The organism is cyanobacterium endosymbiont of Rhopalodia gibberula (assembly GCF_003574135.1).
Taxonomy (GTDB): Bacteria; Cyanobacteriota; Cyanobacteriia; order Cyanobacteriales; family Microcystaceae; genus Rippkaea.
The window spans coordinates 2821125-2841672 of the sequence record NZ_AP018341.1 but is presented as its reverse complement, the minus strand read 5'-3'; the positions used below and the strand labels follow the sequence as shown (position 1 = coordinate 2841672).

Below are 20548 nucleotides of genomic sequence, written 5' to 3'. Positions count from 1 at the left end.
CATGCAATTCTCAAACAATGTCTATATCTAGAAATGAAACTTTCCCAAACCAAAATTGTTTGAGAATTTTTTAAATTTGTTTAATTTAAGTATTAGGGGTGCTAATACTTTCCTTTGGGTATCCAATCTAATAGTTGTTTTAGTATCAATTTACATATTTATTAAAATCTTTCCTAAGAAGATTTAATTTACACCTTAAGACCTAAGTTAAGATATACTGAAAACTTCAGGATGCTTAATCCTTATTTTATGTAATTCTACCATAATGAGCTATAGACTTACCTTTTTGCCAAGCCCAAATTTGGTCGCCTAAAGAAAAATGCCACCATTCCCTAGGATGACGACAAAATCCGGCTTTAGTCATAATTTTCTTCAAAATTTCTCGTCGCTTATGATAGGTTCTTTCTGTTTTAGAATTATTATTAATATAATAATTAGGGTGTGAACGCCCTGATAGTTCATCAATTTCTCCCCCCATATTGAGAGAATTTCCTTGATTATCAACTAAGGTAATATCAATAGCAGCCCCGGTACTATGGGGAGGAGGAGTCGCATGATCATCACTGGGAATTGCCCAAATTTGATATACTTTTTCCCAAATAGTTTGTTGTTGCTGAAGGGTTAAGTTTTCTCGAATTAACTTTTGTTCTTTAATAACTAGATTAAAAGTGTAATCAACCATAAATTGTTGCACTTGTACAGGTCGATAGGCATCAAAAATTTGTATGTTCCATCCTGGATATTCTTGATGTAAATGAGTTTGAGCTTTTAATAAAGCATCCAAAACCCCTTGACGTAAATAATAGGGAGATTTTCCTTGGTAAATTGCTCCTAGTTTTTCATAGGGATGGGGTGATTCTATAGAGAATTTTTCGAGAGGAATAGTAACTAAAGGTTCCTCACAATCTTGTATAGAAATGCTGTGATAAGGCTTAATATTCACTGATTTACTGTTGGTAATGGTTAAAAATAAGCGAAAATAAAAAATTTTTAGAATAAAACACCATGACTTCACTGTGGAATCTCGTTAAATACTATCGCAAATATAGAATTATTGCTATTTTCAGGATGATAACTTCTACTCGATGAGATAATTGACCTAGTGATCCTCTATCTCGTAGAGTAGCTCATTGATAGTCTATATGATGAACTCTTAGATATATCTTTACAGGAGCTAATTCAGTATCTTTCTATGATTCATAATTTTTTGTTAGTAAAGGTTTTTATTTGTTTTAATGATAACTATTTTTTAAATTTTTAAAGTGAAATAAAACATTTTACTTTTGGTGAGCCCTTTGTCTTAAGTTAATGTTTATAATTCAACCATTTATCTATCATTTTATAATGAAAACAATTTAAGCAAAACTGCTAATCTAATTTCTGACAAAATAAATAATTATCCATCGACTTATCCAGAAGTAATTTGTTAATGTTTTTTTATTAATTTTAATTTTTAAATTAAAGCTACTTCAATATTTGATTAACTTAGCGTTTAAGAAATAAATATAATATTTTTGTCTAAAATCACTATTGTATAGATAGGAAGTCATAAAGCGTTATTAAATCATAAAATAGTCTATCATAACCTCCATTCTCTATAAGAGATCAAGTAATTTTTATTGGATATAAGTTACTATACTATAATATTTCGCAACTTAAATTCTACTGATTTCGTCTTCAATAACCTATAGTTGTATAATTAAACTAAATTAAAAGGTTAGTTAATTATATTTGATTTATATTCAACCCTTAAGAGAGTTGGCAATCATCAATTTCGTCTTAGATAAATAAAAAAATCTGCAATTACTGGTTAATATCTATGAATTCTGTTTGGAATCGATTGACTTTCTCCTGTTTCTCTCCATATCAATGGCTTAGTGGCAGTTATTTATATCGCACTGTCGGTTTATTGAGTCAATGGCGAGAGGGAAGTTTGCTCTTAAAATGGGGAGAACCTCTTGGTGCATTACTTATTAGTATTGTCTTTATTTTTGGACCCTTTATTACCACCAGTTTAATTGGGGTTTGGTTAATAGCTTTAGCTGGGTATTGGGGAATATTAACCATATCTGATCAGGGATCTCCAGGAGTTACTCCTATTCATCTGATGGTGATGTTGTATTGGGGAATTGCTGCTATTGCAGTAGCATTTTCTCCAGTCAAAGCAATTGCATTATCAGGATTAATTAAATTGAGTCTATACCTTTTATTTTTTGAAATATGTGCGCGAATTCTACGATCACCTCGTATTACTAACTGGCTAATTACTGTTGTTTTACTAATTGGCTTAGTGGTCAGTTCCTATGGAGTAAGACAAAATTTTTTTGGAGTTGAACAGCTAGCTACCTGGAATGATCCGACCTCTGAATTAGCACAAGCAACTCGCGTTTATAGTTATTTAGGTAATCCTAATTTACTTTGTGCCTATTTATTTCCTGCAATCGCCCTGAGTATTGGGGCATGTTTTGTCTGGCGAGGTTGGTTACCGAAAACTCTAGCAATCACCATGGTTTTAACTAATTCTGCTTGTCTGTATTTTACAGGCAGCAGGGGTGGATGGATTGGCATGATAGCCTTGTTAGTGGTCTTTCTGTTATTGCTTTTCCTATGGTTTTGGAAATTTTTACCTAATTTATGGCGTAAATGGCTATTAACTATAGTATTAGGAGGATTTACGGGATTTATTCTGGTTACAGTGATGACGATAGAACCTTTACGGTTACGAGTTATGAGTATTTTCGCTGGACGTGAAGATAGTAGTAATAATTTTCGGATGAACGTTTGGATGGGAGTGATCGATATGATACGAGATTATCCCCTAACGGGTATTGGTCCGGGAAATGGAGCTTTTAATATTGTTTATCCTCGTTATATGAGTCCTAGATATAGTGCTCTGAGTGCTTATTCCATCTTCTTGGAAACGGCAGTAGAAATGGGATTAATTGGCTTAGGAATTTTTCTTTGGTTAATTGTGGTTATCTTTAATCAAGGGGTTCAACAAATACAAAGGTTACGTTTAAAACGTAATATCCAAGGCTTTTGGTTAATAGCGGCAACCGCAGCTATGGCTGGTATTTTGGCTCAAGGGTTAGTCGACACAGTTTGGTATCGTCCTCAAGTTAATACCTTGTGGTGGTTTGTAGTGGCTTTGATTGCTAGTCAGTATCAATTTAAAACAAAAGAACAAGCAATAAAATAATGTCTCTTAAATTATTTTATTGCCGTCTGTATAGTGAACATTTATCTATAAGACACTTACTACTATTTGACAAGTTTTTTTGTCAACGCGCTGATAGATTTAGTATATTATGTTTGTTCTTAGCAAAAATTCATTCTAGAACAAATTTATAAATACGTTTTAATAACCATTAAGAGTACCATCTCTGCTTCTATGTCAATACTTCCCATTTAGGCGAAGCAATTTCGTTCAACTCGTCTAGAAATGAAAAAGGTAATCATCTTCTTCTTATCAGAAAATTTGGGTAGAAGCTTTGTCGTAGAACGATAGCTTTATATTACAATGTTAAGTGGTCAAGCGACTTACCCGAGACGATAGATTTAGATAGTCCTTTAGAGCTAAGTCCAGTTAAACTGGACACTAAGATAAATCAGTGGATCGGGAAAAGAGGATAGAGTAATGAGTATAAGCATCTCTGGAATCAAAAAATACAGGAATTTTCCCGTTATAGATTTCAACACATAAAAACCGCAGGGCTTGAAAGAATGGTCTGTGGGACGAACGTTAGTCTATTAGGCTCTTTGTGAGTACATGGAGTTGTACCGAAGCAGAAACCTAAATCGTGAGGCTTAAAAATTACAGCTGTCTTACGGTTAAGTTGGGATGTCAAACTCTATAATTAAGTAAAGAAGGGGTGAAATTACGGAATAACACATGAACCCAACCAACAACATTCTTATTATTGGCGGTGGCATTATTGGCTTGTCCATCGCTGTGGACCTTAGACTAAAAGGCGCGTCTGTCACCCTCCTCAACCGAAATTCTTCCAAAACGGCAAGCCAGGCGGCTGCGGGAATGTTGGCTCCCCATGCAGAAGCCCTAACTCCAGGCCCTTTCCTGAATTTATGTATTAAGTCTCGCTGGCTATACCCTGAATGGGTTCGCAAAATTCAAGACCTTACTGGACTCGATCTAGGATACAATCCTTGCGGTATTATCGCCCCTGTCTATGATCCCCCCTCTGAGTATTTGCGTAATACCGCTACTGCCCAGTGGTTAGACGAAACCGCTATTCGTTTTCATCAACCAGGGTTAGGAAATGATGTCGTCGGAGGATGGTGGTATCCCGAAGATGGTCAAGTAGACAACTGCAAAGTGATAGAAGCTCTAGGCAAAGCAGCCCAGCAATTAGGCGTTAACGTCCGCAATGGAGTAACTGTTCAAACTGTTCAACAAAAACAAGGCAAGGTAACTAGTGTTTTAACGACTGAGGGAGAAATTAAAGCGGAAACTTACGTTATCGCTAGTGGATCTTGGGCTAGTCAAATTCTTCCTTTGCCTGTTCGCCCAGTAAAGGGACAAATGTTGTCTATCACTATGCCCCGACAATCCGAAGAACCTTTTCCTTTACAACGAGTATTGTATGGTCCAGCTACCTACCTTGTCCCCCGACGTAATGGTCGTTTAATTATTGGTGCAACCTCTGAAGAGGTAGGTTGGACTCCCCAAAATACTCCTCAAGGCATTGAGACCTTACTAACCAGGGCGATCCGACTTTATCCTGAATTAGCTAATTGGCCAATTCAGGAATTTTGGTGGGGCTATCGCCCAGTAACTCCAGATGAATTGCCAATTTTAGGTCAAAGTTCTTGTGATAACCTAATTTTAGCAACAGGACACCATCGTAATGGCATTTTACTAGCTCCTATAACCGCCTCCTTAATTAGTAATTTGATTATTAACCAGAAGTCTGATCCTATTCTCGATGCTTTTCGGAGTGATCGTTTCTACAGTCGACCTACTTCTACTCCTGTAATTATGACAGCTTTTAATCCAACTTCTCCAACTCCCCTCAATGGAACTAACGGATCATTATCCTATCGAGAACTTTCTTCCCCTACCCACGATGACTTAATGATTGCCGGGCGCAACTTTCATTCACGTTTAATGACAGGAACAGGGAAATATTCTAACATTGCAAGTATGCAAAATAGTGTGGCTGCTAGTGGTTGTCAAATTGTCACCGTAGCTGTTAGACGAGTGCAAACTAAAGCCCCTGGACATGAAGGATTAGCCGAAGCCTTAGACTGGGGCAAAACCTGGATGTTGCCCAATACTGCAGGGTGTAAAACAGCCCAAGAAGCTATCCGAGTAGCCAGGTTAGGACGAGAAATGGCAAAATTATTGGGACAAGAAGATAATAACTTCGTCAAGCTAGAAGTGATCCCAGATGCTAAATATTTGCTACCTGATCCCATCGGGACTTTGCAAGCAGCTGAAATCTTAGTCAAAGAAGGGTTTGCAGTACTTCCCTATATTAACGCTGATCCCCTATTAGCCAAACGTCTCGAAGAGATAGGATGTGCTACAGTGATGCCCTTAGCTTCCCCAATTGGTTCTGGTCAGGGTATTCGCAACGAAGCTAACATCACTATTATTATCCAAGAAGCGAAAGTCCCCGTAGTAGTTGATGCAGGGATAAGGACTCCCAGTGAAGCAGCAAAAGTGATGGAATTAGGAGCTGATGCAGTGTTAATTAATAGTGCGATCGCTTTGTCTAAAAATCCTGTGGAAATGGCAAAGGCAATGGGAATGGCGATTGAAGCCGGACGTTTAGCTTATTTGGGAGGTTGTATTCCTGTTAAAGAGTATGCTAGTGCTAGTTCTCCTTTGACAGGAACCATCGATGGCCAAAAGTTTTCACTAACTGGGTGATATTTCTCTCGACAAGTCGCATAGACGTACAGCACAGGCTTCTCCACCTCGCAATAAGATATTATTGTTTTATCAGTCTTTGTCTATATAGAGAATGTTGACATTTATCTACTCCCATCCAGATGTCTCCACAGTGAACATTGCCGACTATCCATCAGCTGTAGATACATCGTTTTTTAACCACCAGAAAAACTTTTTTACTCGCTTTGAGCTTTTTAACATTATTACATTGTGTAGCTAGCTCAACCTAGGGACGTATATCTCTACTAGCTGGAGCGGTGGGGTTTATCTTTTGTATTCGCAAGCCTGTTTTTATATATTGATTAGATTTATTCTGTTCTAGCTCTTCTAGCTTCGTGGTAAAGTCCTGAGTAATATTTTCATCCCGACACTAAAACATTGTAGTGGTTGTTCCCCTGCGGTTCGATTCTTTTCACTCATTTATAGCTCGAAGACTACCATTTGGAAACTAATAAGACGAAGAGCTCAGTTTTAATTATAGATAATCATGAAAACTAAAATTTGACTAAATATGGAATTATTAGATTTTTTTCATATCCCAAAGACCTTCCTAGAGTCCACGGTTGAGAAACTAGTAAAAACTTATATTATTTTAAATCCTTATTTTGTTGGTAGAAAATATAGTTATTTTTTGAACTTTAGATAAGAAACTATATTGTCGAACAAATAATCTTAATCAGAATGTGAGTTTTACGACATCTGAAAACACGGTTGTTATTCTCAATATCTAAGTTAGAGAGTGACAAAATTAACCCTTATATAAAATAGTAATTGCCAATAATAAAAACTACAATTGTTGTTTTAAAACAGCAAAAAGTAAAGTTGACTTACCTTTTCACCTAAATCAATAGAGATTATTTTAGGTGAAAAGATACAATCAATTAACCTAACAAAAAAGTTAATAAAACGATTCTAAACACTTCAATTTCTTAAATGTTTAATCTAAAATTGATTTTCAAGTGACTGTAAATTGTTTAAATCAAAGAAAGCTTACAAGATTAAATTTTATTAATCAGTTAAAGTATCTATCCTATCCATAACCTAACCTGCCTAAGAAGGGAAGTCAATAAGTATAGAAAGGGTATGGACTTCTAGGAGTCTAGAGAAATTAGTTAAATAGTGACTAAGGTTGACACTAATTTTAGGATAATTTTTTAAACTTTTTACATTTTATAATCTACTCAAATATTGCTTATAAGTAACTTTTAGAGAAAATCCTAAACTATTGATGTTAACCCCATATTTTTAAGAAAAAACACTAAAAATAACAAATATTTTAGTGATTAGAGTCAGTTTTACAAAGTCTAACTAATTCTTTTATCAAAAATATGGTTTACTTACCTTGTACTTGATTTGTATGGTAATTTTTTATAAAAAAATTTTTTTTGTTTACTAAAAATGATGATTTATAGAGGTTAAAAAAATCAGAACAACTAAGAATATGAATGAAAAGAGAGAGATTTTTATACCCTATCTTGCGATAATAGATTTTTTACTAATTTTCAACAACTTAAAGACTTTTTATTCTCGTTACTCCTACTTATTTTTGCGTTGCTTTTTGCATTTCTTCTTGATTACGATTACGTTTCTTCGCATAAAGTTGAATTGAAGTAGTTATTATAATAATAAGAGTAAAAACTAGTAAAGTAGTCAAGTACAATGGTAAACTTTTTTTAAAAACTGCCAGTAAAATAATTATGACCAATAATATGGTTGGAGCTTCATTGAAAGTGCGAAACTGTTGACCTGTCCATTGACATTCTTTTTTCTCTAACCGTTTCATAATCCAGCCACAAAAGAAATGATAAGCTAAAAGCAGGGCGACGAAAGCTAACTTAATATGTAACCATCCTAACTTTAAAATTTCAGGTTTTGTAAAAATCAAACCAATAGCCATAGTCACTGTCATTATCATTCCTGGCGTGGTGATGATCTTATAGAGACGTTTCTCCATAATTTCGTATTGAGTTTTAAGGATAGTTTGAGCAGGTTCAGGTTGTTGAGAAGCTTCCACATGATAGACAAACAAACGGACTAAATAAAATAATCCTGCAAACCAAACCACAATACCAATAAGGTGAAAGGCTTTAAACCAAAAATACATCATAATACTTATTGACCACAATATAAATTGAAACTAACTATTAATTGTGAGTGTACCGAGTTCTCTGAGACTTTCCTAAAAATCCTCGACGAAAATTTATCGAAAACCTTAGATAACTTTTGAGACAATCTGTCTTCTCAGTATAAAATGCTTGGTTTTCCAATATTTCATAGTCCAAATCAGCTTCTGATACCAGATCTGCTTTTGCAAGGAGTAGACTGTATCTAGTTGACTTTAGACAAGCTATCTATAGTGACTTAAGAAAATATTAAACTAGCTATAATCTAGAGGGACAATCGAGGAGTAAAACAGAACATAAATGCAGATACAAGAGAGTGTGTCATCGGTTGAAATTAACCCATTAAACCTTAGCAAGGCTATCTTGGCTAGCCAAGACTATTTACTTTCCCTACAATATCCTGACGGGTATTGGTGGGGGGAACTTGAATCGAATATTACTCTAACAGCCGAAACTGTTCTACTGTATAAAATTTGGGGAACTGACACAACTCTTCCTCTCCATAAAATAGAAACCTATCTCCGTCGTCAACAAAATAAACAGGGAGGATGGGAACTTTTTTATGGTGACGGTGGAGAAATTAGCACTTCTGTTGAGGCCTATATGGCTTTGCGTTTATTAGGAGTTTCTCAAGAAGATCCTGCATTAATTCGAGCTAAGAACTTTATTCTTAGTAAAGGGGGTATTAGTAAAACCAGGATTTTTACCAAGTTTCATCTAGCTTTAATTGGCTGTTATGACTGGCGAGGAATTCCTTCTATTCCTCCTTGGATTATGCTGCTTCCTAATAATTTCTTCTTCAATATTTATGAGATGTCTAGTTGGGCTAGAGAAAGTACAGTTCCCTTATTAATTGTTTTTAATGAAAAGCCTGTTTTTCAAATTAATAAAGATTTTACACTCAATGAATTATATACTGAGGGGATTAAAAATGTAAAATATATTTTGCCTAGTAATAAAAACTGGTCGGATATTTTTCTGATTTTAGATAAAGTATTTAAATGGAGTAGAAAAAATAATTTAGTTCCCTTCTATAAAAAAAGTCTTCAAGCCTCGGAACGATGGATTTTAAACCATCAACAAGAAAGCGGAGATTGGGGAGGAATTATGCCCCCAATGGTCAACTCATTAATTGCTTTTCGGGTACTTAATTATGATGTAGCTGATCCCTGTGTTCAAAGAGGATTTGAAGCCATTGATCGTTTTTCTATTGAAGAGAAAGAAACCTATCGTGTTCAAGCTTGTGTTTCTCCTGTTTGGGATACGGGTTGGGCGTTAAGAGCTTTAGTTGAATCAGGGTTAAACCCGGATCATCAAGCTTTAGTTAAAGGAGGTGAATGGCTACTCAATCAACAAGTTCTTGACTATGGAGATTGGGCAATTAAAAATTCCCAAGGAAAACCGGGGGGCTGGTCTTTTGAATTTAAGAACCGTTTCTATCCAGATATCGATGATTCTGGGGTTATAGTCATGGCTTTACATGGCGTTAAATTGCCCGACGAAAATCGCAAACAAGCTGCTATTAATCGTTGTGTGGAATGGATAGCAACTATGCAATGTAAGCCTGGAGGTTGGGCAGCTTTTGATGTGGATAATGATAAAAATTGGATCAATGAGATTCCCTATGGAGACTTAAAAGCTATGATCGATCCCAATACGGCTGATATCACTGCCAGGGTGTTAGAAATGTTGGGGTCTTGTGGCTTGGAAATCGACGGTGATCGCGTTCAAAAAGCTTTAACTTATTTAGATAAGGAACAAGAAGCTGATGGTAGCTGGTTTGGACGGTGGGGCGTAAATTATATTTATGGAACCAGTGGAGTATTATCTGCTTTAGCGGTCATCGCTGCGGATACTCATAAACCCCAGATGGAAAAAGCCGTTAACTGGCTAGTCAGTTGTCAAAATACTGATGGAGGATGGGGTGAAACCTGTTGGAGTTATAATGATCCTTCCCTCAAAGGAATAGGGGTTAGCACTGCCTCCCAGACCGCTTGGGCCTTAATTGGATTATTGGATACGGGGAAAGCATTAGGGACTTTTGCCACCGATGCTATAAAAAGGGGTATTAACTATTTACTAGCGAGCCAAACGGCTGAGGGAACCTGGGAAGAAGCCGAGTTCACTGGAACGGGGTTTCCGTGTCATTTCTATATCCGTTATCATCTTTACCGCCATTATTTTCCATTAATGGCCCTGGGCCGTTATAATTATCTGTCATCCCAAATGTAGTACTTCAAATGAGGTTGCAAGATAAGGTGGGCGATTCCCACCTTATCACTTTTGATAACCTTGAAACCTTTTGATAACCTTGAAACACTACATTAACTTTAGGGACAAATGACCTTCGGTCTCTACTTTAATTTGACATTTTTTTGTTAAAGTTCGCCACAATCAGTAATAACGACTTTTGCTGTTGTCCGTCCTTCATCAGTTCCTACTTTTTCCATTATTTCTACGATTTCATATCCTTTGGATACTTTTCCAAAAACGACGTGTTTACCATCTAACCAGTTACAAGGGATAGTACAAATAAAAAATTGAGAGCCATTGGTATCAGGCCCGGCATTAGCCATAGACAAAATTCCAGGTTCAGTATGCTTAAGTTGAAAGTTTTCATCCTTAAAGGATATACCGTAAATTGATTTACCTCCTGTGCCATCACCTCGGGTAAAATCACCCCCTTGACACATAAAGTTAGGAATAATGCGATGGAAAGTACTATTTTTGTACCCAAAACCGGCTTCTGTGGTACATAATTGACGGAAGTTCTCAGCAGTTTTAGGCACAACATCAGCAAAGAGTTCAAATTCTATACGGCCAGTCTTATTTCCATCAATTTCAATATCAAAAAATACAGTTGGATTCGCCATAGTAAAAGTTTTGGTGTTTAAGATTAGAGAGACAATGTGATAACAATGGATTTACTCATTGAAATCCTTAGTCTTTGATTCTACTATAAATGTGTTTACGATAGATTATTTATGGGAGATATAATCGGCTCCTTCCATACTTAGATACAAACATTGGAAATAATTATAGGATTTCATCTGATGAGTTAGAGCATGTATAAAAAATTAATTAATTCCATCTCAAAATTAACCAGATGTGCAACTCTTAGATGGAGTTACACATTGGATATCTAACTTAGATGTATAAATTTAGTCAGTCTGAAAGTATAAAGCAATTACTAAAGATCGAGAGCAGAAAACTAGTATGACAGAGATAATAGTCAGAACAGAACATGGTTGACACAACTACTACAAGAAAATCACCTTCCAAGTTAAATTTAGACTTTTACACTTAGTCTTCGCTAAATTTCAATATTCAGGCTGTCATTATTTATACAATATGTTTAACAAAAAAATCTTATAAGAGCGTAAATTATTTCTGGCGAAGAGAGGGTTATTAACCTGTTTATTTATACAATGAAATCAAACACGATATTGAACTTATAGATAAAACTTTTAGTACTGAGGATATAGTTATTAAAACACTTTACAGTAATGCGACTTTGAGGAAAATTATCGACTATTTCTAGTTAGAGAATAAATATAAAACCATCAAAATGATTAATTAATCTAATTTACATAGACCTATCATAAACATCATTTCCTTTTAACTATTTTATTTGAAAGAAATGAAATAATTTGCATAAAAGTCAATACTTTTTAAGTACCGATGTTGGTAAGAGATTATTTGTTTCGTTAAATAACGCTCAATAAAAATTATTTACGATTAATTATTGACTACAATTACTAGGTACTAAAGCAGTAAGATTTACTTATCAGTGTTTTGGTAGCTTTTAGAAAGTTAACAGGGTTTAAAGAGTGAGTTGATAACTAGTTTTAAATCCAAATATAATTAGATTTTTCAGTTTATTATAATTTAATATTAGATTTTTTTAAACTCAAATATAGTCTCTTTTTTTTTTAACATTGTTTTTATTGAATAACTTTATACATTTCAAACAACTCATATTTGATGTGATTTATCAATGCATAACTCTTAACACTCTACAAAATATAAGATTTTATGATTATCATAAAATATACCGAGAGCAAAAAAATACATATGTTTTTTTGTTATTACCGGGCAGTGAACAGATCTATCTCTCAAATTTCGGCGACTCAAAGATAGGCTAATGACTATTCATCAATCTGATCAACTTTTACTTAAGGCAAGCTACTTATATAACTTATATAAAAGTTTTAGGGATCTGTGTGCCGTTAATGATGCTCATCTTGAAGTACCAACTGGGAGCATTACGGGGTTGATTGGACCAAACGGTGCTGGTCAAACTATCTTATTTAACTTACTTTTTAACTTTATCTATCTTGACCAGAGAGAAGTAATTTTTGATGGTTCTCCAATTCATTCCCTATCTCCCTACGAAATTTCCCTATAAGGATTTGTTCGTACCTTTCAAGTACGTGGGTTCTCTTCCGACTTACCGTCCTAGAAAATAGGTTATTAGTGACCAAAAAACAAACAGAAGAAAATTTAATTCAAGTTTAGTTACAATAAAAATAAGTTAAGCAGGAAGAGCGACTAAATCATATTCATCCTCAAATATCCTTCCGGAATTTCATGAGCTTTTATTAAATGTTATTTCTCCTCTATATATATTTAATTCTGGACTATAAGTTGGTACATAAAGTAGATATAATTCTCTTTGTTTCTATTGTTTCAGTTTGGAGTTGACTAAACCACTTATATACACCGAGTTATTATCAAGAACAATTTATTGTATCTATTCCTTTGTCTTTGCGGTATTTTTTTGCTTATCTGCTTATTTATCTGGAATTATTCTACTTTTTTGGCTTTTGTTTTTTTAATACATGGATCAAGTTTCATCCTCACTTTTGTTATTTTCTATGTATAGCCCCTTTTTTTGGAATCTTACAGATTCTTTCGAAACTTTATTTAACTTCTCCCTGTTTTTCTTATATCTTACATAGTTATCGGCTATTTAAATTTTTTTTATTCCACTTCTTGGAGAAGATCGCAATCCTTCTCTTTCTAAAATAATCTATCTAGAAATTATTTTTCTAATTGCATCTTATGACAGATAGTTTTACCAAATCTGCAATTTTTTAGCTGAATTTTATAGGCAAGCCGGCACCGAGTGAGTGGTTTTCTTGAACTACTCTTCTATTTTAGACTTATTTGATCTTACTTCCTTATTACTAGTTTGACTCTTTAATACACCTTATCCCTATTGTATTTCTGTTTCTTTAATTATCAATATAAGAAGCCACCCTGTCGATTAGGACAGGGTGGATGAGGTCACTGGTTCCATCCGAGGAGGGAGGAAATCTAAAAACTTTAGGATTAAATTTACAAGGAGGCTTCCTCGTAATTACAGCTATAACAGCGGTAAAATCATGAATTGAACACAAAGCCGCTCGTCTCCAAATGAAGGGAGCATATCACTTTTATTTTCCGCTACTTTTGTCTCTCGTGGTGATGAGATAATTAGAGTTGGGGGCTTTTACTTCCACATGTTCACAATATCTCAGCTTTTGTTCTCTTGCCGCTTCACCTAATAGGATGAACTCAAAGGGTGACAGCTAAAAGAGCATCTAATTTATCAGTCTCGTTGAGGGCATAAAGCACATCACAACCTCCAATATGTTTATTATTAATAAATATTTGAGGAACACTACGCTTTCCGTTAGATCTTTGTGACATCTTATCTCTAGCTGCTTCGTCACCATCAATTTTATATTCAGTAAAGTTAACCCCTTTCCACCATAAAAGGAATTTTGCACGAATACAAAAAGGACAAATTAGCCAAGTATAAATTTCAACGTTAGCGTTAATTTTTTGGGGATGACGGTTAAGAAGAGAGTTGATTGTGTCTAACATGGGGTTAATCCTTCATTGTTAATAATTTATAGCCAAAATTATGTATTTTTCTATAACAATTTAGCTTATGATCGCATTTATATTATTATAACTTAGCTGTGATTAACGGAATTTGTCAATATCTTTGATTAATTCTCCCTAAGCATCAGAAATAGATGCTAATAAGAGATCATCTTTTTCTTTTGTTGCAACCTTAACATCACCCATTAACCCATTTTGAGTCAATTTTTTGGTCAACTAAGTAAAAAGTTGTTTCCCTTTCATAGTCAGTAAACTACTTCAAGGTAACCTTTGAGCATATTCTTTAACTACTTTCTCTATTTTTACTTAGTTCTGTAATAAAGAAAGTAGAATACTAATTTTTACATCTACCGTAGGCAAATGGACGCTATGTTGTCTAATTTTTCCCGCAGCTTCCACCATAACAATATTTTCTAGATCTAACATCTCTTGAGTGTCTGTCCAGGTTAGACAGGTGAAAAGGTATTTTGGAGGAATAAAAACGTGCATTATGCATAATAATATGAGTTTGATTGCTAAAAATTATTTATATCTAGTTAACATAATTATAAAGAAAATTTTAGCTTTTACCGTTTGGCTTTATCTAAACTTGGAGGTTGGCGACGACGACGATACCAAGCTGAAACCCCTACTAACATTCCAGTTAACGTGAAACCACATAGTAGAGGCAAAATATTGCCTTGATTGAGAGACTTAAAACCAGCTCCTATCATAACAAAAGGCAGAATTCCTGGAATAATTCCCAAGGCAGTTCCAATCAAATAATCTTGAAATCTAATTGATGTTAATCCTGCTGTAAAATTAACAATTCCATAAGGAATAATCGGCAGTAAGCGAATAGCAAACAGATAAAATAAGCCACCCTGACGGATTTCTGCATCTATTGCTTCCCCTTTTCCGGCAAGTTTTCGTGTGACATATTTTCTTCCCAAAGTACGAGTGAAGGCGAAAGATAAAATGGCTGCTAACATAGCTGCAGTTGTTGTCCAAAAGACTCCCCACCCAATTCCAAATAATGCTCCACCACTTAAATTGAGGGGAGTCGAAGGTAAAATTAGTAAAGTTGCCAAAATGTAAAGAACCATGTAGATAATAGGAGCCAAAATTCCCATTTTATTGAGCCAAATTTGTAATTCTTCAAAGTCAATTCTCCAAATTAAAACTACCCCAATTCCAGTAATCGCTAAGCCTAAAATTATCATTAAAATTATTCCTTGTTTCCCTTTGGTCATCTATCTTTTTCCTCACGAGACTCAATCTATAAGGTTATCATACTAAATCCGGTTGTAAGAACCCACTTATTTAGGATAGAAACAATCTAAATAAAAATGATCTCTATGAAGTCTTTTTGCTCTCTAAAAAATCTATGAAAACTAAAAAATAATAACTTAAAAAGTAAAAAATATGTAAAATCAAGAATATAATAAAAAATACTAAAAAACAAAAAGATATATTTTATCTAAAATAGATATTTACTTGTTAAAACAAAATCATAGTAAAATTCAAGTTAACAATAAAGTTTTAAGTTCCCTTGGAGAAAGGAGAATTATTTTTATATATAAATTATATATTATTTATATATAAAACTTTGTAAAGTCACTAACGTAAGAAATATTATTTAATTAAATTTAAATAGTGAATACATAATAGCTAAACTTATTCGACAAATATTTGGTTCAATTTGTAAAATAAACTAAAAAAACTTAATTAATAAAATATAATTAAAGTAAAAAGATGAAAATTTATTCAGGAAGTACTGGAGAATATTAGCTATTTTTTTCTAAAATTAGAATAAAAAAATACAGACATTAGGAGATAAGCTTTGATGTCATAAGTATTTTTAAATAATTAATAGAACAAAAATTATTACCAAATAGTTTTAATTATCTCGGTAAAATAAAAGCAAAAATTAAAGAGTTAACTTATTATTGTTTAAATTTTCTATATTTTTTAGGTAGTGTATTAATCGGATTTAGTACGAATAAATTTTGGACTAAATATTCAGTATAATAATTAGTCTAAAATAAATGTTTAGCATAGCTTGATAATTAAAAGTATTTGCAAAGAAAGTCTTGATTTTAGCTAATTATGATAGCATATTACCACAAGTAATTTTTTTAAAAAAAAGTACTTTTTTACTAAATTATTATTTGTAATTCTTCTCCACATTAGACAATTAAGTGGGTAAGCCTAAAGAAGTATGCAATGGAGGAGTAGTTCAAAAAGAGCAATCACTAAATACAAATTTATCTCAAAATTAGACATCTCATTTAACTTCATTCTATAAACCAACAGGTTTACAACTTTCCCTAACTAGAAACAGTTTACATCTTCATGAGATAAATCTTTAAACATCTCAGATAAACAACCAAAGCTTGAATATTTTGATTCAGCGATCAGATATCAAGTATATGAAGTATAAATAATACTTAGCTGTAGATTTTTCTGTAAGATTTCCGATAATATTTTCTATTTTGATAACTTCCTTCATTTGATCAATCAGTTTTCTAACCTTTATTCTTAGCGATTACTTTACGTTTTTATACTCATTAAATTTTACTTCCTTTGTAAATACGTAAAAAGAATTAATTATTATCCTAGATAATATCAAAAATTGAATATAATTTCGATATTAGCTTAAATCATATTTGATATATCTCATAAGATTTTAACAATCTTGAGATCACCTTATAAAATATGATTGCTAGCTATAAAAAAGTATGTTGTTATCTTAATCTATCTTACCTAGAATAGTTATTAATAACTAATTTGTTTATTTTTGTGATCTGGAAGTTTTCTAAAAAAAGAGATAGCGATTTAAATTTTTGAAAAAAACTTTGAGGTTGAGGTTAGGTTAGTCGCAATCTTATAAATCATCTATTTTTAATAGATCTCACCTAAGAAAAAAAATTTAATAAAAGTAACTATCTTGTTATTATTATGAAATCAATAGGACTGTATCCAATTTTATTTTAAATAGTATTTATAGATATTATTAATCTAATTTAGACAACTTATGATAAAAAAATATAAATAATATAATTGTATTATTTATTATATATATGATGTTAACATAAAAATATATATACAAAAAAATAGTTACTTTTATCGATTTTAATTATTAATATTTTCTAGTTAAATGGTTGAATTATTCCCTTATATAAGCATAAATCTGATAGCTATTTTTATATTTATTTACACTTGTATATTGATTTTTATTAGTGTCTTTTTAATTTAAAATATTCTCACTATAATTATTATTCTTCCTTTGATTAGGATAATTAGTTTATTAAGAAAAACTGATGTAGCTATCGGATTATTAGCTTTTTATTTATAAATTTTAATCATTATTTCTTCTATTATTATGTTGATTTATTAAATAACTCTATGCTATTAATAGCTGTAGTGCTAGTAATTTATAGTTTAATTTTCTATTAAATAGATTTAAACGTTGGTTTTGGTAGTAAAAAAATGTCAATTTTTTGGATCAGTTTATTTATCAACTTTATATTAACTTTAAATATTAACTAATATTTAAAGTTAAAAATATTCAAGAATGTTTAATTATTAGTATTTATATTAAAATGAACATTTTTTTATAGATCGATAAATGAATGTTTGCATTTAATTAGAATTACTGGAGATAAAAACTTGAAACTTAAGTAAACTAGATTAACAGATTTTATAGCTATTAATTTACAAAATTTATCAGTTTCATAAAATTACTCTTATCTAAGATTAGGTAAAAAGTAACCTATAAAGTCGTAATATAAACACATTTTTATATATAAAATTATTTCTCATAATATAAGTATAATAAATAATTATGTACTAAACTAGAAAACAGAGATATTTAATCAATACAAAAAAATTATAATCAATTATATTCAAATATGGGTTACTTCCCACAAATTATCAATTACTAATTAGAAATTAGAAAAACTATGTCTAAAATTCAGTGGTACCCCGGTCATATTTCCAAAGCAGAAAGACAACTCAAAGAACAATTAAACAAGGTTGATGTTGTTCTTGAAGTTCTTGATGCACGAATTCCTCTAGCATCTCACCATCCCCAAGTTCCCCAATGGATCGGCGAAAAACCTCGAATTCTTGTGCTTAATCGCGTGGATATGATACCGGAATTTGTCCGTCAACAATGGATAACTTGGTTTGAAAATCATGGGGAAACGCCCTATTTTACTAATGCAAAACAAGGAAAAGGTGTGAAAGCACTCCATAAAGCTACTCAGACTGTAGGAGTAGCTATAAACCAACGAAGACACGACCGCGGAATGCTACCTCGTCCAGTTCGCGCAGTTGTCATTGGATTGCCAAATGTGGGAAAATCTGCCTTAATTAATCGTCTTTTGGGACGTAAAATCGTCGCTAGCGCTAGAAGTGTGGGGGTGACTCGTCAAGTGCGTTGGGTTCGAATTTCTGATACCATTGAACTATTAGATGCACCAGGAATTATCCCTGGTAATATAGAAAACCAAAAAGATGCTGTTAAATTAGCAATTTGTGAGGATATTGGGGAGGCAGCTTACGATAATCAACAGGTAGCGGGTGTGTTGGTTGATTTTCTAGTTGAATTAAATTTTGAGGAAATCTTGCGATCACGTTATCATATTGCTCCCCTAGACGTGACAGGGGAGGAGTATATTCAAACTCTAGGTCATAAACGTTATCAGGGGGATGTTGAAAGAGCAAGTAGGCAGTTATTGAATGATTTCCGAAAAGGACTTATGGGGTGTGTTCCTTTAGAATTACCACCGATGAAGTAACTAATGATATTAACGTTTTTGAAGAAAACTTAACACAATGGCATTTTTAAACCTGCGGGTTTAAAAATGCCATTGTATTCAAAAATTAGGGAATTCAGTTGCTCTTTTTAGAGAAAAAAAAACACAGACGAGAGGAGCCATTAATGAATAGTTACAAAATAGACTTCAACTTTTAGCCAAGTTACAAGCTACATTTGAGATATTAAGAATTTAACTTAGAAGTGAGTGACGTATTAAAAATTCGATAATTCTTACTTATCTACTACTTAAGAAAATCTAAAAATCGAGAAAATAAAGCTAACTTCTCTAATTTTAATTCATAGAGTTTTTGATTAACTTATTTAAATAAGAAACTACTGGCAAGTTTGGAATGACTACAAAGATAGATAAGAAATAGCTAATTTCGAATTAACAGTAACAGGAAATCGATCATCAGGGTAGACTGTGGAGAATTTGCCTAGGCTGAAGTGTAAATTTCTCAAAAAGTAATAATTAACCAATTCTTCGCTTATATAATATTTTTGTTGTTTAAATACAGTAAATAACTGTATTTATCGTTTTATTTACTATTATTAATTAGGCTGCAACATAGGAACCTATAAAAACTATAATAATGAGTGCAGAAATAATAGCGATTACACGAGATCCTTTAATTTAATCTTCTTACTAAGAAAGGAAGAGACAGTATCTTGATTGGTTGCCTCTAAAACCTCCTGCAATTATTTAAAAATAAATCAGAAAGTCAGATGATTATTGATTGCCAAACCTAGAGTGAGTCGTAAAAATAAAGTTATTATTGTGTAAGTAAAACTTATTTTACAAAGGAGTGATCGACTACTTTGACATGTAGCCATAACGGATAAAAAAGTTTAAATGTTGAAGTCGCGACTAGCTAGTAAGTAAGTGGATTTAAATGGCCTCTCATGGTTAATTCCCTTACAATTGCTTGATTACGAGATTTAGGAAGTAGACGAATTGATCGTGGCATAGGTTCATTTAAAGATAACTAACAATTGACCAGTTGATTAAGTTAGGAATAGAGGACGTCAAAATGAGATTTTCCGTTGTTCCCAAGAAGTATAGAGGTTAAGGCGATCACCTGACAATCATTAAATGATTATAAAATTTTTTATTGGTGTTTAGTTTAACTAGAAAAAATTAAAGGTTAATGCTGATGGTTTAAGTTTTACTCGTTTACCAATAAAATTTTCACTAAAATGAGCATTAATATAAAAGAAGATAAAGGGTTTAATAAAACTTATTAGGGGAAATATTCGATGAGATACTCTATGGTTTGTAACTTGCTGTCTAGGATTAAATTGAAACAGCTAACCAATGAGGATTAGTATTTTGCAGCAACGGGATATACTTAAATAGGTTAGTCAGTTTGAGTTTTATGGCGAACCTATTACAAATAACGTGGAAGTGATTCAATGAATAAGCTATGGAGAGAATCATGAGTAACATATCGGAATCTCGAACAGCCACTATGATAACTAGAACGCCGCCATGGGGAACTGTAACTGTTTTAGAAAAGGGGAATGGTTACTGCATCAATCGTATTGTAGTTCAACCTGGAGAGCATATCAGCACTCAAATGCACTATCATCGTAGTGAACATTGGATTGTCGTTTCAGGGACTGCTAGAGTTATTTGTAATGGTCAAGAAAAACTTCTCAAACAAAAAGAATCTACTTATGTTCCCATGAACACTCGCCACCGTCTTGAAAATCCTGGGGTGATTCCGTTGGTAATGATTGAAGTACAAAATGGAGAATATTTGGAAGACGATGATATTATTCGTTTTTCAGGTTCTACTTGAACTTATGGTGTAG

General features: G+C 32.9%; 12 protein-coding genes and 1 pseudogene. 6 read left to right on the top strand and 7 right to left on the bottom strand.

All coding sequences use genetic code 11. The annotated features are described in order from the left end of the window. Positions 1 to 247: 247 nt before the first annotated feature. On the bottom strand, positions 248 to 937 hold the full coding sequence (locus tag RGRSB_RS09235) for a M15 family metallopeptidase (RefSeq protein ID WP_172582119.1): 690 nt from the start codon (positions 935 to 937) through the stop codon (positions 248 to 250). 882 nt (positions 938 to 1819) lie between these two features. Between RGRSB_RS09235 and RGRSB_RS09230 the strand changes: the two genes are divergently transcribed. Together RGRSB_RS09230 and thiO are read left to right on the top strand one after the other, a co-directional pair. After that, on the top strand, positions 1820 to 3199 hold the full coding sequence (locus RGRSB_RS09230; protein WP_119260796.1) for an IctB family putative bicarbonate transporter: 1380 nt from the start codon (positions 1820 to 1822) through the stop codon (positions 3197 to 3199). 693 nt (positions 3200 to 3892) lie between these two features. Next, positions 3893 to 5893, top strand: a complete 2001-nt coding sequence (gene thiO, locus RGRSB_RS10825; RefSeq protein ID WP_119260795.1) for a glycine oxidase ThiO — start codon at positions 3893 to 3895, stop codon at positions 5891 to 5893. A gap of 1561 nt (positions 5894 to 7454) precedes the next feature. Here thiO and hemJ read toward each other — a convergent pair. Then, complete coding sequence (gene hemJ, locus RGRSB_RS09220; protein WP_119260794.1) at positions 7455 to 8021, bottom strand: protoporphyrinogen oxidase HemJ; 567 nt, start codon at positions 8019 to 8021, stop codon at positions 7455 to 7457. A 316-nt stretch (positions 8022 to 8337) separates the two neighbouring features. On the opposite strand from hemJ, the gene shc reads away from it, so the two are divergent. Further along, positions 8338 to 10269 carry a squalene--hopene cyclase gene (shc, locus tag RGRSB_RS09215; RefSeq protein WP_119260793.1) on the top strand — a complete coding sequence of 644 codons (1932 nt, stop codon included), beginning with the start codon at positions 8338 to 8340 and terminating at the stop codon, positions 10267 to 10269. A 146-nt stretch (positions 10270 to 10415) separates the two neighbouring features. Here shc and RGRSB_RS09210 read toward each other — a convergent pair whose 3' ends face one another. Continuing rightward, positions 10416 to 10910 carry a peptidylprolyl isomerase gene (locus RGRSB_RS09210; RefSeq protein WP_119260792.1) on the bottom strand — a complete coding sequence of 165 codons (495 nt, stop codon included), beginning with the start codon at positions 10908 to 10910 and terminating at the stop codon, positions 10416 to 10418. 1271 nt (positions 10911 to 12181) lie between these two features. On the opposite strand from RGRSB_RS09210, the pseudogene RGRSB_RS09205 reads away from it, so the two are divergent. Then, a pseudogene (locus RGRSB_RS09205) lies at positions 12182 to 12552 on the top strand (ATP-binding cassette domain-containing protein); the annotation flags it as partial. Positions 12553 to 13274: 722 nt separating this feature from the next. Here RGRSB_RS09205 and RGRSB_RS10245 read toward each other — a convergent pair. The 4 genes from RGRSB_RS10245 to RGRSB_RS09190 form a co-directional block, all read right to left on the bottom strand. Then, complete coding sequence (locus RGRSB_RS10245) at positions 13275 to 13439, bottom strand: hypothetical protein (RefSeq protein WP_172582092.1); 165 nt, start codon at positions 13437 to 13439, stop codon at positions 13275 to 13277. Positions 13440 to 13596: 157 nt separating this feature from the next. Beyond that, positions 13597 to 13908, bottom strand: coding sequence for a glutaredoxin 3 (gene grxC, locus RGRSB_RS09200; RefSeq protein WP_119260791.1), 312 nt, complete (start codon positions 13906 to 13908; stop codon positions 13597 to 13599). 327 nt (positions 13909 to 14235) lie between these two features. Next, positions 14236 to 14418: a hypothetical protein gene (locus RGRSB_RS10990; RefSeq protein ID WP_338063334.1), complete on the bottom strand. Its 183-nt coding sequence runs from the start codon at positions 14416 to 14418 to the stop codon at positions 14236 to 14238. Positions 14419 to 14495: 77 nt separating this feature from the next. Continuing rightward, positions 14496 to 15161 (bottom strand): TVP38/TMEM64 family protein, encoded by a 666-nt coding sequence (locus tag RGRSB_RS09190; RefSeq protein ID WP_119260790.1) that lies wholly within the window; start codon positions 15159 to 15161, stop codon positions 14496 to 14498. 2712 nt (positions 15162 to 17873) lie between these two features. Between RGRSB_RS09190 and ylqF the strand changes: the two genes are divergently transcribed. Together ylqF and RGRSB_RS09180 are read left to right on the top strand one after the other, a co-directional pair. After that, the gene (gene ylqF / locus RGRSB_RS09185; protein ID WP_119260789.1) at positions 17874 to 18713 is read left to right on the top strand and encodes a ribosome biogenesis GTPase YlqF; all 840 of its coding nucleotides are present in this window, start codon (positions 17874 to 17876) and stop codon (positions 18711 to 18713) included. A 1456-nt stretch (positions 18714 to 20169) separates the two neighbouring features. Beyond that, positions 20170 to 20535 (top strand): phosphomannose isomerase type II C-terminal cupin domain, encoded by a 366-nt coding sequence (locus tag RGRSB_RS09180; protein WP_172582091.1) that lies wholly within the window; start codon positions 20170 to 20172, stop codon positions 20533 to 20535. Positions 20536 to 20548: the final 13 nt, after the last annotated feature.

What these genes read in the sequence shown, in the direction of transcription:
- RGRSB_RS09230 (WP_119260796.1), top strand. Translation starts at nt 1,820, where the DNA reads ATGAATTCTGTTTGGAATCGATTGACTTTCTCCTGTTTCTCTCCATAT.
- thiO (WP_119260795.1), top strand. Translation starts at nt 3,893, where the DNA reads ATGAACCCAACCAACAACATTCTTATTATTGGCGGTGGCATTATTGGC.
- hemJ (WP_119260794.1), bottom strand. Translation starts at nt 8,021, where the DNA reads ATGATGTATTTTTGGTTTAAAGCCTTTCACCTTATTGGTATTGTGGTT.
- shc (WP_119260793.1), top strand. Translation starts at nt 8,338, where the DNA reads ATGCAGATACAAGAGAGTGTGTCATCGGTTGAAATTAACCCATTAAAC.
- RGRSB_RS09210 (WP_119260792.1), bottom strand. Translation starts at nt 10,910, where the DNA reads ATGGCGAATCCAACTGTATTTTTTGATATTGAAATTGATGGAAATAAG.
- grxC (WP_119260791.1), bottom strand. Translation starts at nt 13,908, where the DNA reads ATGTTAGACACAATCAACTCTCTTCTTAACCGTCATCCCCAAAAAATT.
- RGRSB_RS10990 (WP_338063334.1), bottom strand. Translation starts at nt 14,418, where the DNA reads ATGCACGTTTTTATTCCTCCAAAATACCTTTTCACCTGTCTAACCTGG.
- RGRSB_RS09190 (WP_119260790.1), bottom strand. Translation starts at nt 15,161, where the DNA reads ATGACCAAAGGGAAACAAGGAATAATTTTAATGATAATTTTAGGCTTA.
- ylqF (WP_119260789.1), top strand. Translation starts at nt 17,874, where the DNA reads ATGTCTAAAATTCAGTGGTACCCCGGTCATATTTCCAAAGCAGAAAGA.
- RGRSB_RS09180 (WP_172582091.1), top strand. Translation starts at nt 20,170, where the DNA reads ATGAGTAACATATCGGAATCTCGAACAGCCACTATGATAACTAGAACG.